This is a genomic window from Cellulomonas bogoriensis 69B4 = DSM 16987, from assembly GCF_000767165.1.
Classification (GTDB): Bacteria; Actinomycetota; Actinomycetes; order Actinomycetales; family Cellulomonadaceae; genus Actinotalea; species Actinotalea bogoriensis.
In genome coordinates this window covers 1-14115 of the sequence record NZ_AXCZ01000068.1, presented here as the reverse complement: position 1 = coordinate 14115, position 14115 = coordinate 1, and the positions used below count along the sequence as shown (strand labels likewise).

General features: G+C 72.9%; 14 protein-coding genes and 2 pseudogenes. 11 read left to right on the top strand and 5 right to left on the bottom strand.

Translation table 11 applies throughout. The features are described from left to right. Together N869_RS17710 and N869_RS08005 are read left to right on the top strand one after the other, a co-directional pair. Positions 1 to 541 (top strand): annotated as a pseudogene (locus N869_RS17710) (glycosyltransferase family 2 protein); the annotation flags it as partial. Further along, positions 538 to 2145 carry a DUF5719 family protein gene (locus N869_RS08005; RefSeq protein ID WP_156968433.1) on the top strand — a complete coding sequence of 536 codons (1608 nt, stop codon included), beginning with the start codon at positions 538 to 540 and terminating at the stop codon, positions 2143 to 2145. The pseudogene N869_RS17710 and the gene N869_RS08005, both read left to right, overlap by 4 nt. An 18-nt stretch (positions 2146 to 2163) precedes the next feature. Here the strand turns inward: N869_RS08005 and N869_RS08000 are convergent, their stop codons facing one another. Further along, positions 2164 to 2625: a metallopeptidase family protein gene (locus N869_RS08000; protein WP_084136698.1), complete on the bottom strand. Its 462-nt coding sequence runs from the start codon at positions 2623 to 2625 to the stop codon at positions 2164 to 2166. A 71-nt stretch (positions 2626 to 2696) separates the two neighbouring features. Here N869_RS08000 and N869_RS07995 point away from each other — a divergent pair, with 71 nt between their 5' ends. The 4 genes from N869_RS07995 (at position 2697) to N869_RS07985 (ending at position 5004) form a co-directional block, all read left to right on the top strand. Beyond that, entirely contained in the window at positions 2697 to 3056 is a 360-nt protein-coding gene (locus tag N869_RS07995) for a DUF3499 domain-containing protein (protein WP_035060014.1), read from the top strand. A 72-nt stretch (positions 3057 to 3128) separates the two neighbouring features. Continuing rightward, complete coding sequence (locus N869_RS17335) at positions 3129 to 3275, top strand: hypothetical protein (RefSeq protein WP_156968432.1); 147 nt, start codon at positions 3129 to 3131, stop codon at positions 3273 to 3275. Between the two features lie 53 nt (positions 3276 to 3328). Next, entirely contained in the window at positions 3329 to 4804 is a 1476-nt protein-coding gene (locus tag N869_RS07990; protein WP_232229659.1) for a phosphomannomutase/phosphoglucomutase, read from the top strand. A 2-nt stretch (positions 4805 to 4806) separates the two neighbouring features. After that, a complete protein-coding gene (locus tag N869_RS07985) occupies positions 4807 to 5004 on the top strand; it encodes a Trm112 family protein (RefSeq protein ID WP_035060011.1) in 198 nt (65 codons plus the stop codon). Between the two features lie 19 nt (positions 5005 to 5023). Here the strand turns inward: N869_RS07985 and N869_RS07980 are convergent, their stop codons facing one another. Continuing rightward, positions 5024 to 5842: an RDD family protein gene (locus tag N869_RS07980; RefSeq protein ID WP_035060009.1), complete on the bottom strand. Its 819-nt coding sequence runs from the start codon at positions 5840 to 5842 to the stop codon at positions 5024 to 5026. 57 nt (positions 5843 to 5899) lie between these two features. Here N869_RS07980 and N869_RS07975 point away from each other — a divergent pair, with 57 nt between their 5' ends. From N869_RS07975 to pstA, 5 genes are all read left to right on the top strand, one after another. After that, positions 5900 to 6895, top strand: a complete 996-nt coding sequence (locus tag N869_RS07975; protein WP_035060007.1) for a stage II sporulation protein M — start codon at positions 5900 to 5902, stop codon at positions 6893 to 6895. A gap of 168 nt (positions 6896 to 7063) precedes the next feature. Beyond that, on the top strand, positions 7064 to 7909 hold the full coding sequence (gene pstB, locus N869_RS07970) for a phosphate ABC transporter ATP-binding protein PstB (protein ID WP_035060005.1): 846 nt from the start codon (positions 7064 to 7066) through the stop codon (positions 7907 to 7909). A 117-nt stretch (positions 7910 to 8026) separates the two neighbouring features. Then, complete coding sequence (gene pstS, locus N869_RS07965; protein WP_035060004.1) at positions 8027 to 9148, top strand: phosphate ABC transporter substrate-binding protein PstS; 1122 nt, start codon at positions 8027 to 8029, stop codon at positions 9146 to 9148. An 86-nt stretch (positions 9149 to 9234) separates the two neighbouring features. After that, on the top strand, positions 9235 to 10266 hold the full coding sequence (gene pstC, locus N869_RS07960) for a phosphate ABC transporter permease subunit PstC (RefSeq protein ID WP_035060002.1): 1032 nt from the start codon (positions 9235 to 9237) through the stop codon (positions 10264 to 10266). After that, positions 10263 to 11219 carry a phosphate ABC transporter permease PstA gene (gene pstA, locus N869_RS07955; RefSeq protein ID WP_198026000.1) on the top strand — a complete coding sequence of 319 codons (957 nt, stop codon included), beginning with the start codon at positions 10263 to 10265 and terminating at the stop codon, positions 11217 to 11219. The genes pstC and pstA overlap by 4 nt, the downstream gene beginning before the upstream one ends. Positions 11220 to 11439: 220 nt before the next feature. Here the strand turns inward: pstA and N869_RS07950 are convergent, their stop codons facing one another. The 3 genes and pseudogenes from N869_RS07950 to N869_RS17705 form a co-directional block, all read right to left on the bottom strand. Then, positions 11440 to 12732, bottom strand: coding sequence for a DUF58 domain-containing protein (locus N869_RS07950; protein WP_035060000.1), 1293 nt, complete (start codon positions 12730 to 12732; stop codon positions 11440 to 11442). Between the two features lie 8 nt (positions 12733 to 12740). After that, a complete protein-coding gene (locus N869_RS07945; protein ID WP_456297586.1) occupies positions 12741 to 13919 on the bottom strand; it encodes an AAA family ATPase in 1179 nt (392 codons plus the stop codon). Further along, positions 13916 to 14115, bottom strand: a pseudogene (locus tag N869_RS17705) (DUF4350 domain-containing protein); the annotation flags it as partial. The pseudogene N869_RS17705 and the gene N869_RS07945, both read right to left, overlap by 4 nt.

Below are 14115 nucleotides of genomic sequence, written 5' to 3'. Positions count from 1 at the left end.
CGACCTCGCCGTCGGTGCGGTGCACGTCGCGCCGGTCGACGTGCACCACGACGGCGACCAGGGCTGGGTCGCGGCCCACGCCGAGCTCGTCGGTCGGCTGGACGCGACGCTGGCGCTCGAGCGGATGACCGAGACCGAGTCCGGGATCATCTGGCGTGTCGCGGCGGGTGAGGTCGGGACGGTGACCGCCTGGGCCCGGCTGGTCGATGCGGCCGGCGGGACGAGCGGCGAGGTCAGGGGCGTCGTCCCGGCCCGGGGCGGTCGGGTGGACACGGTGATCGAGCCGGGCCCCGACCGGCTCCTGGTCCTGACCGAGCGGGCGGACCCCGGCTGGCGGGCGTGGCTGGACGGGCGGCCGCTGCGCACCGTCCAGACGCCGTGGCAGCAGGCCTTCGAGCTCGGGGGCGACGGCGGGCGCCTGGTGGTCGACTTCGAGCCCCAGGCCCGCGCACCGTGGCTCGTGCTGCAGGGCACGGTGCTGCTCGCCTCGCTCCTGCTGGCCGTCCCTGTGCGTCGACGTCGAGGAGGTGCGCGGTGGTGACCTCCACCGACCCTGTGCTGCCGCCGGACCCTGAGCCCGTGCACCGGGCGGGTCGGGTGGGGCGGGTGCTGGTGCGTGCCGCGACCGGGGCCGGCGTGCTGGGCCTGACCGCGGCTGTGGTCACCATCGGCTCCCTGACGCCACCCCGGTCGGGGGGACAGGTGGAGCAGGTCTCGGTCCCGGTCCCACCGGCTGTCACGACCCTGGTGTGCCCGGGCCCTGCGCGTCTGCCGACGGCCCCGGACGACACCGAGGACGTCGCCTACGACCCGCAGTTCGACCCCACGGCGCAGGAGGGGACCACGGGCGTCACGGCGCTCTCCGTGGGTGCGGTCCCCCTCACCGCGCGGACCCTGGGCGCAGAGGCCGAGAACCCGGACGGGGTCGATCCGACGACGGACCCGGTCGCAGGTACGGTCCTGCGTGCCGGGCCTGGCGGTGACGGTGCGGCCTGGGCTGCTGGAACCACCCTGACCCGGGCCGACGAGGGCGACCTCCGCGGGCTGGTGGGTGGGGCCTGCCGTGCGCCCGCGGCCCAGTCGTGGCTCGTGGGCGGCAGCACGTCGTTGGGGTCCAGTGCCCGGCTCGTGCTGCAGAACCCCGGCAGCACCGCAGCGACGGTGGACCTGTCGCTGTGGGGCCCGACGGGCCCGGTCGAGCCTGCCGGCGCACCGCAGTTCCTGGTGCCGGCCGGGACGGAGAGGGTCGTCCTGCTGGAGGGGCTGGCCGCCGAGCAGCGTCGGATCGTGGTGGGCCTCGTGGCGTCCGGGGGTCTGGTGACCGCCTACCTGCAGGACTCCCGCCTGGAAGGCCTGATCCCCCGAGGGGTCGATCTGGTGACTGCCGGTGCGATGCCCGCGGGGCGTCAGGTGGTGCCGGGTCTTGCTGTGCAGGAGTCGGGTGCGGACGGCGAGGACGTGGCCGTGCTGAGACTGCTGGCCCCGCACGAGGACGCCTCGGTCGAGATCAGGCTCCTGGGGGTCGAGGGCGAGGTCGAGCTGCCGGGCGCGACGTCGGTCGACCTCGAGGCCGGGTCCGTGCTGGACGTGCCGGTGGGGGGGCTGCCGGCCGGTGACTACACGGTCGTGGTCGAGGCGGATGCGCCTGTGGTCGCTGCCGGCATGGTGACGCGTGGTGGTGACCAGGGGCTCGACGTGGGCGCTGAGGAGGACGGCCCGACCACCGGGCCGGCGGGTCCGGTGGAGCGTGCGTGGGTCGCGAGCGTGCACCCCTCCGAGGACGCCTCGGGCGTGCTGGCGCTCCCGCCCGGTGTCGATGCGCGGCTGGTCCTGGCGTCGGTCGGGCGCCCGGCGGGGGTGGAGCTCGAGCTGCGCGACGCGGACGGGGCGGTCCTGGCCCTGGTGGAGTCGACCGTCGCCGGCCGCACCACCTCCCTGACGGTCCCGGCACTGGTGGACATGGCGGAGGGCGCCGACGAGCTCGACCCCGCCCGGGTCGCCGGTGTGGTGGTCCGTACCGCGTCGCCGGACGTGGCCTGGGCGGCCGTCCTGGAGGCCGGCACGGACGAGGGGGTCCTGGTCTCGGTGCTGGTCCCGCCCCCGTCGCCGCCGGACCGTCCCGAGATCACCGTCCGGGTGCGGTGAGGCGTCCCCCTGGTGCGGTCAGCCGCCGAACCGGGGGTCGACGTCGTCGGGCGACCGGCCCAGGAGGTGGGCGACCTGCTCGACCACGACGTCACGCACCAGGTCGGTGAGGTCCGCCTCGTCGACGGCGCGGGTCTCGACCGGTCGCCGGTAGACCACGACACGTGCGGGCTGGCCGACGTCGCCGGGGAAGCACCGACCCAGGGGGACCCCGCCGGTCTCCCACGGCGCGGGCTCGGAGGGCGGGACGTCCTCGACCGCGAACTCCGTCCCGACGATCTGCGGGCCCCATCGCCGTTCGAGGCGTCCCACGGCCTCCAGGACGAGCTCGTCGAAGCGTGCGGCGCGGGTGCGGTGCCCGGGCAGGGAGGGGGGGAGCAGGGGCCCGCGCAGCCCTCGTCCGCGGCGGTCGCGACGACGCGGGCCGAGCACGGGTGCAGGCCGCCCCGATGCGCTCGGGGCGGTGTCTGGTCTGGCCACCCCCTCACTGTAGGTCCGGCACCGGCGTGGTGGTGCCGTCCCGGTGGTGGTCGCGGGTAGGCTCAGGTCTCGTGAGGTCCGGACGTCAGTGTTCACGCAGCGCCTGCGGGAGGCCCGCCGTCGCGACGCTCACCTACGTGTACTCGGACTCGACCGCGGTCCTGGGGCCGTTGGCGAACCTGGCCGAGCCCCACTCCTACGACCTCTGTGCCGAGCACGCGGGCAGGCTGACGGCCCCGCGGGGCTGGGAGGTCGTCAGGTTGACTCCCGAGTTCGTGCCTGCCGGTCCCAGCCCGGACGACCTGGTGGCGTTGGCCGACGCGGTCCGTGAGGCGGGCCGGGCGAAGGTCGAGCAGGCCCCGGCCGAGCCGGAGGCGTCGGAGATCACCCGTCGAGGGCACCTGCGGGTGCTGCGCGGAGAGGTTCCCTGAGCCGTGGCACCCCGGGGGGATGGCGTCGAGGCGTGTGCGACGTGCGGCAGCTCGAACCTGACGCGCCTTCCCATGGTGCTGACCGACGGGACGGACGTCACGTTCGTCTCGTGCCAGGTGTGCGAGACGCGGGCCTGGTACCGCCAGGCTGCCGACGGTGGGTGGGAGGGCCTGCCGATCGAGACGGTGCTGAAGAGCGCCGAGCGCCGTCGGCGGTGACGGCGGGAGCCCGGCGGGGCACGGGTTCTGCGTGGGGGCTCTAGGCTGCCGCTGTGACGTCGACACCTTCTGGCCCTGTGCCGGACCTGGATGACCTGATCAAGGCCTACGACGTGCGTGGGGTGGTCCCCGACCCCTTCAGCCCCACCGTCGCGCGGGCGATCGGCGCTGCGTTCGCACGGGTGGTGGCCCAGGCCGGTGACCCGGTGCCGGCGGTGGTGGTGGGCCGTGACATGCGTCCCTCCGGGCCGGCTCTGGTCGAGGCGTTCGCCGACGGTGTGCGTGGGGTGGGGACGGACGTGGTCCGGATCGGTCTGTGCTCGACCGACGGCCTTTACCACGCCTCGGGCGCGATGGGGCTGCCCGGTGCGATGTTCACCGCCTCCCACAACCCCGCCGAGTACAACGGGATCAAGCTGTGCCATGCCGGTGCGCGCCCCATGGGGCAGGACACGGGCCTGGCCGAGGTGCGGGAGCTGACCGCCCGGTTCCTGGCCCAGGGGGTGCCGGCCCCCGCGGCGGAGCCCGGTACCGTCCGGGACCGCGACACCCTCGCCGAGTACGCGACCTACCTGCGCGGGCTCGTCGACCTGGGTGGGGTGCGCCGCCTGAAGGTCGTGGTCGACGCGGGCAACGGGATGGCGGGCCTGACGGTTCCCGCGGTCCTCGGGTCCGCCGCGGGTCTCGCCGAGCTGCCCGTCGACGTGGTGCCCCTGTACTTCGAGCTGGACGGGTCGTTCCCGAACCACGAGGCCAACCCCCTGGAGCCGGCGAACCTGCGCGACCTGCAGGCGGCGGTCGTCGACCACGGGGCCGACCTGGGGCTGGCGTTCGACGGGGACGCCGACAGGTGCTTCGTCGTCGACGAGCTGGGCGCCCCGGTGAGCCCTTCGGCGATCACCGCCCTGGTGGGGCTGCGCGAGGTCGAGCGTGAGAAGGCCGCCGGTGGCAGCCCCGTCGTCATCCACAACCTGATCACGTCCCAGGTGGTGCCCGACCTGCTGCAGGCGGCCGGTGCGCGGACCGTCCGGACCCGCGTGGGCCACTCGTTCATCAAGGCCGAGATGGCGCGCGAGGGCGCGGTGTTCGGGGGCGAGCACTCGGCCCACTACTACTTCCGGGACTTCTTCCACGCCGACACCGGCATGCTGGCGGCCCTGCACGTGCTGGCGGCGCTGGGCGGGGCGGTCACGCCGGACGGGCGGCCCGTGCCGTTGTCGGCGCTGGCCGAGGCGTACCAGCCCTACGTCGCCAGCGGTGAGGTCAACTCGCGGGTCGCCGACGTGCCTGCGGCGCGTGAGCGGGTGGTCGAGGCCTACGTGAGGCGCGAAGGTGGGGGACCGGTGACGGTCGACGAGCTCGACGGCCTGACGGTCTCGCACTGGGACCACCACCCCCGGTGGTGGTTCAACCTCCGGGCCTCCAACACCGAGCCCCTGCTCCGGCTCAACGTCGAGGCGGCGGACGAGGACATCATGATCAAGGTTCGTGACGACGTGCTGGCGCTGGTGCGTCAGGGACAGGAGTGACCGTGACCGACCTCAGCCCCTGGGTGCGGCAGGCCCTGCGCTGCCCGGCCTGCCACGGCGAGCTCGCGGACGGGACCGCGCCCGACGGCGGCGAGGAGCTGGTGTGCACCGCACGCACGTGCGCCCTGGGCTACCCGGTCCGCCAGGGCATCCCGGTCCTGCTCGTGGACGAGGCGAGGCCGGTCTCGGGCACCGTCTGAGCCCGTCCCGGGTCCGGTGTCAGTCCGCGGGGTCCGGGACCGCGTGGGGTAGCCGCCGTACGGCCTTGGCCTCGGCGGCGGCGGCGTCCGCCGCGCGGGAGGAGTGGGCGAACTCCCGCTCGCGCCTCTCGGCGAGCACCGCCGAGAGGAACCGTTCTGGGTGGGTCCCTGGCGGGGGGCCCGGCGCCACGTAGCGCTCCACCTCTCCGGCGAGGTCGTGCCCCAGCCGGATCCGTGACGCCACGTGCAGGGTCGTGGCCCGGCCCAGGAACTGGCGTACGGACAGGGCCAGCCCGTCGGGCAGCCGACGGATGTCGGTCCCGGCGGCCCACGCGGCCAGCTCGGGTGGCATCACCAGGGGGGGCAGCGCACGTTGGCCGCCACGGACCCGCACGGAGTAGGTCCCGGCGAGCATGTCGCCCAGGCGCTTGGACTGCGGGTGCACGATCGAGGCGATCAGGGCCACCGACCCGACGGTCAGGATCACCTCGCCCACGCCGACCAGCGACCTGATCGTGGCGTGCCGCACGCGCACCGGGCCACCGTCGTCCCGCACGACCCTCAGGCCCATGGTGACCTTGCCCAGGGACCTGCCCCGGGTGAGGGTCTCGACCGTGGCCGGGAGGATCACCAGGACGGTGACCACCAGGGCGATGGTCAGGGCCGCGGCGGCGGCCGGATCCACGTTGGTGATCAACGGTGCGCCGATCAGCACCGCCACGAGCCCGACAGCGGCGAGCGCGAGCAGGTCGATCACCGCACCGACGGCCCGCGTGGCGAAGGATGCCGGGCGCTGGTCCAGGACCACGCCCTCACCGATGACGATCTCGTCGCTCACTGGCTCTCCTGCGGTCGGTTCGCCCCGCTCGGGGCCTGCTGTGGCAGGCTACCGGGCGTGGACCTCGACGCGTTCTCCGCCGTGCACGCCCCGACGTGGGCCCGCCTGGACGAGCTCGCGCGCCGCCGTCGGCTCACCGGGGCAGAGAGCGACGAGCTCGTGCGTCTGTACCAGACCACCGCCACCCACCTGTCCACGGTGCGGTCCTCGGCGCCCGACCCCGCCGCCGTGGCGCACCTGTCCGACGTGCTGTCCCGGGCCCGGGCTCGGATCGCCGGCGCGCACGAGCCGTCGTGGCGGGACGTGGCCCGGTTCGTGGTCGTCACGGTGCCCGTCGCGTTCTACCGGGTGCGGTGGTGGACGGTCGCGGTCATGGTCGCGTTCTGCCTCCTGGCGGTGGTCTCGGGGGTGCACGTGTACCAGTCGCCCGAGGCCCAGGCGGCGATCGGCCCACCCAGCCAGCTGCAGCAGTACGCCGAGCAGGAGTTCGCGAACTACTACACCAACCACCCGGGCGAGAGCTTCGCGGCGCAGGTGTGGACCAACAACGCGTGGATCGCGGCCCAGAGCGTGGCCCTGGGCATCAGCGGGGTGTGGCCGGTGTACGTCCTGGTCCAGAACGCCGTGAACGTCGGCGCGGCCGGCGGCATCATGGCGCTGCACGACGGGTTGGGGATCTTCTTCCAGCTGATCCTGCCGCACGGTCTGCTGGAGCTGACCGCCATCTTCGTCGCGGGCGGAGCGGGCCTGAAGATCTTCTGGACCCTGGTCTCACCGGGGGGTCGTCCCCGCGGCCGGGCGGTCGCGGAGGAAGGGCGCTCGCTGTTCGTGGTCGCGCTGGGCCTGGTGGGCGTGCTGGCCCTCGCGGGGCTCATCGAGGGTTTCGTCACCCCGTCCGAGATGCCCTGGTGGCTGAAGATCGTCATCGGGGCGATCGCGCTGGCGGGGTACTGGGTCTACACGCTGGTCCTGGGTGGCCGGGCCGCGGCTGCCGGTGAGACCGGTGACCTGCGCGCGGACCACAACGTGGACGCGGTCCCGCTGGCTGCCTGAGCGACCCCGGCGGTGGACACCCACCCGTCGGGTTCCCGACAGGGTCAGGACCTCCGGGGTTCACCGGGCGTTCACCGCTCGTGTCCATCCTGACGGTGCCTGGTGCCGCTGCGTCCCGTGCGTGGAGCCTGACGACTCAGGTGGGCACCTCAGCCCCCGGAGGAGAGCATGGACCCGCAGGCAGCCGGCGCGGTGAGCGTCGCCGCCCCCAACCGCCCCACCCGTGAGCCTGTCGGCGCACCCGTCTTCGAGCTGCGCGACGCGACGGTCCGCTACGGCAGCTTCACCGCCGTGAAGGGCGTGGGGATGGACATCCCCCGCAACGAGATCACGGCGCTCATCGGGCCGTCCGGCTGCGGCAAGTCGACGTTGCTGCGGTCCTTGAACCGCATGAACGACCTGATCGCCGGGGCCTCGGTCGACGGCAAGATCATGTACAACGGCGAGGACATCTACGCCCCGGACGTGGACCCGGTCGAGGTGCGCCGCCGCATCGGCATGGTGTTCCAGAAGCCCAACCCGTTCCCCAAGTCGATCTTCGACAACGTGGCGTTCGGCCCACGGCTCAACGGCTACAAGGGCGACATGGGTGACCTGGTCGAGGAGTCGCTGCGCAAGGCGTTCCTGTGGGACGAGGTGAAGGACAAGCTGAAGGAGAGCGGGTTCTCCCTCTCCGGTGGTCAGCAGCAGCGCCTGTGCATCGCCCGTGCGATCGCGGTCGACCCGGACGTCATCCTCATGGACGAGCCGTGCTCGGCGCTGGACCCGATCGCGACCCTCAAGATCGAGGACCTGATGCGGGAGATGAAGGACGAGTACACGATCGTCATCGTCACCCACAACATGCAGCAGGCGGCCCGGGTGTCGGACATGACCGCGTTCCTGACGGTCGACATCGACGACGAGGTGGGGGAGCGCACCGGAGCCCTGGTCGAGTTCGACACCACGGCGACGATCTTCGCCGGCGCCCACGACAAGCGCACCGAGGACTACATCTCCGGACGTTTCGGGTGAGGTGAGCGTTGCCCGACCGTTCACCGGCGGTTCACCGTTCATCCGGGACGGGTCCACCTGGGCTTGGGAGCGTTCGGGCGACAGAGCAGGACCCCGACTTGTCGAAGGACACATCCCATGCGCATCACGCGTCAGAGCAGCATCGTCACGGCGCTCGTCGCATCCTCCGCCCTCGTCCTGACCGCGTGCGGCGGCGACGGTGACCTCCCGGACGCTCCCGCCCCCGGTGCGACCGCAACGGACGACGGCGACGCCGCGGACGGTGACCAGCTCTCCGGCGCGCTCGACGGCGCCGGCGCGACGTTCCCCAACCCGGTCTTCCAGGACTGGGCGTTCGAGTACTCCGGCTCGGTCCAGCCCGGGGTGTCGATCAACTACCAAGGGATCGGTTCCGGTGGGGGGATCGAGCAGTTCTTGCTCCAGACCGTGGACTTCGGGTCCTCCGAGCGCTACCTGCGCGACGAGGACCTGGACGAGGCCGCCGAGGCCCGCGGCTGCGAGGCCATCCAGTTCCCCGTCCTGTTCGGCGCGGTGACCATCGCGTTCGGCGACGAGCAGCTCGCCGACCTGGTCCTGGACGCCGAGGCGATCGCCGGGATCTTCCAGCGCGACATCACCAACTACAACGACCCGGCGATCGCCGAGCTGAACCCCGACATGGACCTGCCGGACATGGAGATCATCCCGGTGCACCGGTCCGACGGCTCGGGCACCACCTCGGTGTTCACCACCTACCTGGACCACACGGCCGAGAACTGGGAGCTGGGTGCCGGCACCGAGGTGCAGTGGCCGGCCGACACCATCGGCGGGCAGGGCAACGAGGGCGTGACGCAGGGCATCCAGCAGAACGCCGGTGGTGTGGGGTACGTGAACCAGGCGTACGCCCTGGTCGAGGACCTGCCCACCGCACGGGTGATCAACGACGACGGCAACGCCGTCAGTGCCACCCTGGAGGCCACCACCGAGGCGCTGGAGGTCCTGGATATCCCGGACAACTTCCAGTTCGACATCCTCGACGTCGCCGGTGAGGGCTTCCCGATCGCCGGGGCCAACTGGATCTTCGTCTGGGAGTGCGGCTACGACGAGAACACCGGGGCGATGCTGCGCGACTACTGGACCTGGGCGACCCAGAGCGACGAGGCCCGGGACCTGGCCGAGGAGCTCGGCTACGCCCCCCTCGGCGAGGGCCTGCGCGCACGGGTCGCGGAGTCCATCGACCGGATCAACAGCCAGGGCTGAGCCCTGACCGACCGTACGACGGTGACGAGGGTGGCGGGCCGTGCCGGCCGGCCACCCTCGTCCCGTGCCGTCCTCGAAGGGTGACCATGAGCTCGAGCGCATCCCCCGGTACCGGGCCGTCCGCCGGGGCGTCCACGACGCCCGTCGAAGAGCCCAGTGCACTGCGGTCCCGCGGTGCCGCGCGCTACTCCGACCGCGCGTTCACGATCATGCTGTGGGCGGCAGGCGCCACAGTCCTGCTCGTCCTGGGTGCGATGGTGGTGCGCACCGTCAGCGACGCCCTGCCCGTGTTCCAGTACCAGGGGTTCTTCAGCTTCGTGTTCGGCACGGAGTGGCACGCCGGCTTCAGCCGCCAGGAGTTCACCGGGACCTACGGCGCCTGGCCGTTCGTGTGGGGCACCATCTACACCTCGTTGATCGCGGTGGGCATCGCCCTGCCGATGTCGATCGGGGTGGCACTGTTCATCAACTTCTACGCCGCCAGCAGGGTCCGGCAGCTGATGTCGTACTCGGTCGAGATCCTCGCCGCGGTCCCCTCGATCATCTTCGGGCTGTGGGGCCTGCTGTGGTTCGTGCCGACCGTCCTGCACCCGTTCTCGATCTGGCTGAACTCGGTCCTGGGGTTCCTGCCGTTCTTCGGCGGCAGCGTCCCGAACGTCAACTACTTCCACGCCGGTGTGGTCCTGGGGATCATGATCCTGCCGATCATCACGGCCGTCACCCGTGAGGTCATGGCCACCACCCCCGTGGACGAGGTGCAGGCCGCCTACGGGCTCGGCGCCACCAAGTCCGAGGTGCTGCGCAAGGTGGTGCTGCCCCGCAGCTTCGGGGGCATCGTCGGGGCGACCATGCTCGGCCTCGGGCGGGCCCTGGGCGAGACGATCGCCGTCCTCATGCTGGTGGGTGGTTCCCAACGGTTCGACACCCGCCTGTTCTTCGCCGGGGACACCCTGGCCGCTCACATCGCGGCCACCTTCCAGGACGCCTCGCCGGAGACGCTCGTCGCGCTCATGGGCATCGGCGTCGTGCTGTTCATCGTGACGATGGTCGTGAACATCGTCGCCCGACTCATCGTGTGGCGGTTCGCCAAGACCGCAGGAGCTGGAGACGCGCTGTGACACAGACCCTCGACCGACGCGGCACCGGGCCCCTGACGTCGTTGACGCCCGAGCAGCTCACCGCCTCCGGGCACCCCCGCCTCACGGTCCGGGGCAGGGGTGCGGCCCGCCGCACCCTCGCCGACCGCACCCTGAAGGTGCTTCTGATGATCGTCATGGTGCTGGCGGCGATCCCCCTGGTCCTCATCGTCGCCCAGGTCGCCCAACGCGGGCTCGGCGTCATCTCCTGGGAGTTCCTCACCGAGCGCGAGGCCCCACCGGCGCGCGAGGGCGGTGGCTACGCGGCAGGGTTCGTCGGGACCGGGATCATGGTCCTGTGGGCCACGGCGATGGCACTGCCCGTGGGCCTGGCGGCCGCGGTCTACCTCGTGGACTACGGGCGCGGCCTGTTCGCGACGGTCATCCGGTTCTTCACCGACGTCATGACCGGCATCCCGTCGGTGTTCGTGGGCCTCGCGGTCTACGCCCTGCTGATCGTGGGCTCGGGCGGCCAGATCTCGTTCGGGGCGTTCCCGGGTGCCGTGGCCCTGGCGATCGTCATGCTCCCGATCGTGGTGCGCTCGTCCGAGGAGGTCCTCAAGACCGTCTCCGACGAGCTGCGACGGGGGGCCTTCGCCCTGGGTGCCCGCAAGTGGCAGACGACGATGAAGGTCGTGCTCCCGGCGGCAGGGCCTGGCCTGGCCACGGGCGCGATGCTGGCCGTCGCCAGGGCCACGGGCGAGACCGCGCCCCTGATCCTCACGGCCTTCGGCAACATCAACATCATCACCGACCTGTTCAACGTCGCGATCGGCGCGGTGCCGCTGCAGATCTACAACGGTGCCCGCCAGCCGTTCGCCCCGGGCATCGAGCGCGCCTGGGGCGGTGCGCTGGCGCTCCTGGTGATCGTGCTTGTCCTCACGGTGCTCGCCCGCTGGATCGGCAACCGGGCGCTCAAGGCCCACCGGGTCTGAGACGACGGGTCGACGCAGCCGGGTCGGTGCCCTCGGGTCCGCCGGACCCGGGGCCGCCTCACATGACGAGGGCCATGTAGGGCAGTGCCAGCGTCGCGACGAACGCGAGCGCGACGACGATCGCGATGGTGCGCGCCTGACGGCGGCGTCGTTCCAGGACGGAGGGGCGTCGGTTCACCCCACCAGTGTCACCCATGGCGGCAAGGCCGCCGGACGTCCCTCACAGGCGTCCGGCGGCCTTCAGCGCGAGGTAGGTGTCGGCGAGCCGGGGCGCGAGGTCGTGCGGCAGCGCGTCGACCACCTCCACACCACGTCGGCGCAGCTGCAGGGTGACCGCGGACCGTTCCAGCTCGGTGCGTTCGGCCGCCGCGGCGTCGAACACCTCGGCGACGTCACCGCGGCGGGCCCGCAGCTCGGCCACCTCAGGGTCCGCGACGGAGGCGAGCACGACCATGTGGTCGTGGGCCAGGGGACCCACGACCGGCAGCAGCCCGGACTCCACCGCCGCGGGTTCCAGCGCTGACAGCAGCACGACCAGGGCCCGCTGCGACAGGCGCTCGCGGACGGCGGCCACCACCCCCGGCCAGTCCGTCTCGACCAGGTTGGGTTCCAGGGGTGCCATCGCGTCCGCGAGTGCCGGCATGAGCTTCCCGCCGCCCGTCCCGGCGACCTGCGCGCGCACGCGCCGGTCGAACGCGATGAGGTCGACCCGGTCCCCGGCCTTGGCGGCCAGCGCCGACAGGAGCAGGGCTGCCTCCATCGACGCGTCGATGCGGGGGAGGTCGCCGATGCGCGCGGCGGACGTGCGGGCGGTGTCGAGCACGATCAGCACGCGGCGGTCACGCTCGGGCCGCCAGGTGCGCACCACGACCTCGGACCGTCGTGCGGTGGCCCGCCAGTCGATGGACCGGACGTCGTCCCCGATCACGTACTCCCGCAGCGAGTCGAACTCGGTGCCCGAGCCCCGCACCTGCACCGCGGTGCGCCCGTCCAGCTCGCGCAGGCGCGCGAGGCGGCTGGGCAGGTGACGGCGGGAGGCGAACTCCGGCAGCACCCGCAACCGTCCCGGCACGTCCAGGGACACCTGCCGTGCGGCCAGCCGCATCGGGCCGAAGGACCTCAGGGTGACGCGGTCGGCAGCCCTGTCGCCCCGGCGGGTGGGGAGCAGGGGCGTGACCAGGCGTCGCGCCTCGCCCGGTGGCAGGTCGACCGGGTGGCGGTTGCCGGTGGCCCCGGCCGAGGGTTGCCACGCGTCGCGGACCAGGGCCCGCAGGCGGCGCGCGGCCAGGTTGGTGACGGTGAGTGTGGACCGCGTGCTCTCGGTGAGCCGCACCGAGGTGGGCACGGTGCGCTCGACCTGGACCTGGCGCGGTGAGGCAGCGAGAGCGACGTCGACCACGCACAGCGTGACCACGAGCAGCGCCCAGCCGACCACCACGAGGGGCACGGGCAGCAGCAGCACCGGGACCGCGCCCAGTGCGGTGAGGGCCACGGCCCTCCAGGTGATCGTCATCGGCGGTCTCAGCGGGGGACGGGTACGGCTGCCAGGACGGTGTCCAGGACGCTCTCGGCGGTCACCCCTTCGAGCTCGGCCTCCGCACGCAGCTGGACGCGGTGGCGCAGGGTGGGGTGGGCGAGCGCCTTGACGTCGTCGGGTGTGACGTAGCCGCGCCCGGACAACCACGCCCACGCCCTGGCGGCCGCCAGGAGCGCCGCGGCCCCTCGGGGTGAGACGCCCAGGGACAGCGACGGGGACTGCCGCGTGGCCCGGCACACGTCCACCGCGTACGCGAGGACCTCGTCTGCGACCTGGACGCGGGCGACCTCCTCCCGGGCGCGGGTGAGCTGGTCGGCGTCGCTCACGGGGCGGACCCCGGCGGCGGCCAGGTCCCGGGGGTCGAACCCCTGGGAGTGGCGCCTCATGACCTCGACCTCGTGCTCCCGCTCGGGCAGGGGGAGGGTGAGCTTGAGCAGGAACCGGTCGAGCTGGGCCTCGGGCAGCGCGTAGGTGCCCTCGTACTCGACGGGGTTCTGGGTGGCGACGACCACGAACGGGTCGGGAAGGGCGCGGGGGGTGCCGTCCACGGAGACCTGACGCTCCTCCATGGCCTCCAGCAGGGACGCCTGGGTCTTGGGGGGTGTGCGGTTGATCTCGTCCGCCAGGAGCAGGTTCGTGAACACCGGTCCCTCGCGGAACGAGAACTCCGCTGTGCGCGCGTCGTAGACCAGCGAACCCGTGACGTCACCGGGCATGAGGTCGGGTGTGAACTGCACCCGCTTGGTGTCGAGGTCCAGCGCGGCGCTCAGGGTGCGCACCAGGAGGGTCTTGGCCACCCCGGGCACGCCCTCGAGCAGCACGTGCCCGCGGCACAGGAGCGCGATGACCAGCCCGGTGACGGCTGCGTCCTGCCCGACGACGGCCTTGGCGACCTCGGCGCGCAGCGCAGCCAGACCCTGGCGCAGCTCCTCGGAGGGGGTGAGCACGTGAGCCGGACCGTCGTCCGTTCCCGGACCCGTGGGCTCCACAGGTGCGGGCACAGGTGCGGGCACAGATGCGGGCACGGGTGCGGGCACGGGGGCCTGCTCGGTCGCGGGCAGGCCCGGGGGTGCGGGTGGCGCCTGGGCCGGGGTCTCCTCGGGTGCCGGGGGGCGCTCGCCGTCCGGCTGCTGCGGTGGGGTGGTCCAGTTCTGGTCGGTCACGTGCGGTGAACCTCGCTCTCGAGCTCGTCGAGCCGACGGGCCAGCTGGAGCAGGCCCGTGTCGTCCGGGGGTGGTGGTCCGTAGAGGAGTGCCTCGACCTCGACGGGAGGCCTGCCGGTCGCGCGGGCGACGGTGTCGATGACGGCGGGGGCGCCGGCGGTCCGCGGCAGGCCCAGGCGTGCTGCGGAGCGGGCCG

What these genes read in the sequence shown, in the direction of transcription:
- N869_RS07950 (WP_035060000.1), bottom strand. Translation starts at nt 12,732, where the DNA reads ATGACGATCACCTGGAGGGCCGTGGCCCTCACCGCACTGGGCGCGGTC.
- pstC (WP_035060002.1), top strand. Translation starts at nt 9,235, where the DNA reads ATGAGCTCGAGCGCATCCCCCGGTACCGGGCCGTCCGCCGGGGCGTCC.
- N869_RS17335 (WP_156968432.1), top strand. Translation starts at nt 3,129, where the DNA reads ATGGTGCTGACCGACGGGACGGACGTCACGTTCGTCTCGTGCCAGGTG.
- pstB (WP_035060005.1), top strand. Translation starts at nt 7,064, where the DNA reads ATGGACCCGCAGGCAGCCGGCGCGGTGAGCGTCGCCGCCCCCAACCGC.
- pstS (WP_035060004.1), top strand. Translation starts at nt 8,027, where the DNA reads ATGCGCATCACGCGTCAGAGCAGCATCGTCACGGCGCTCGTCGCATCC.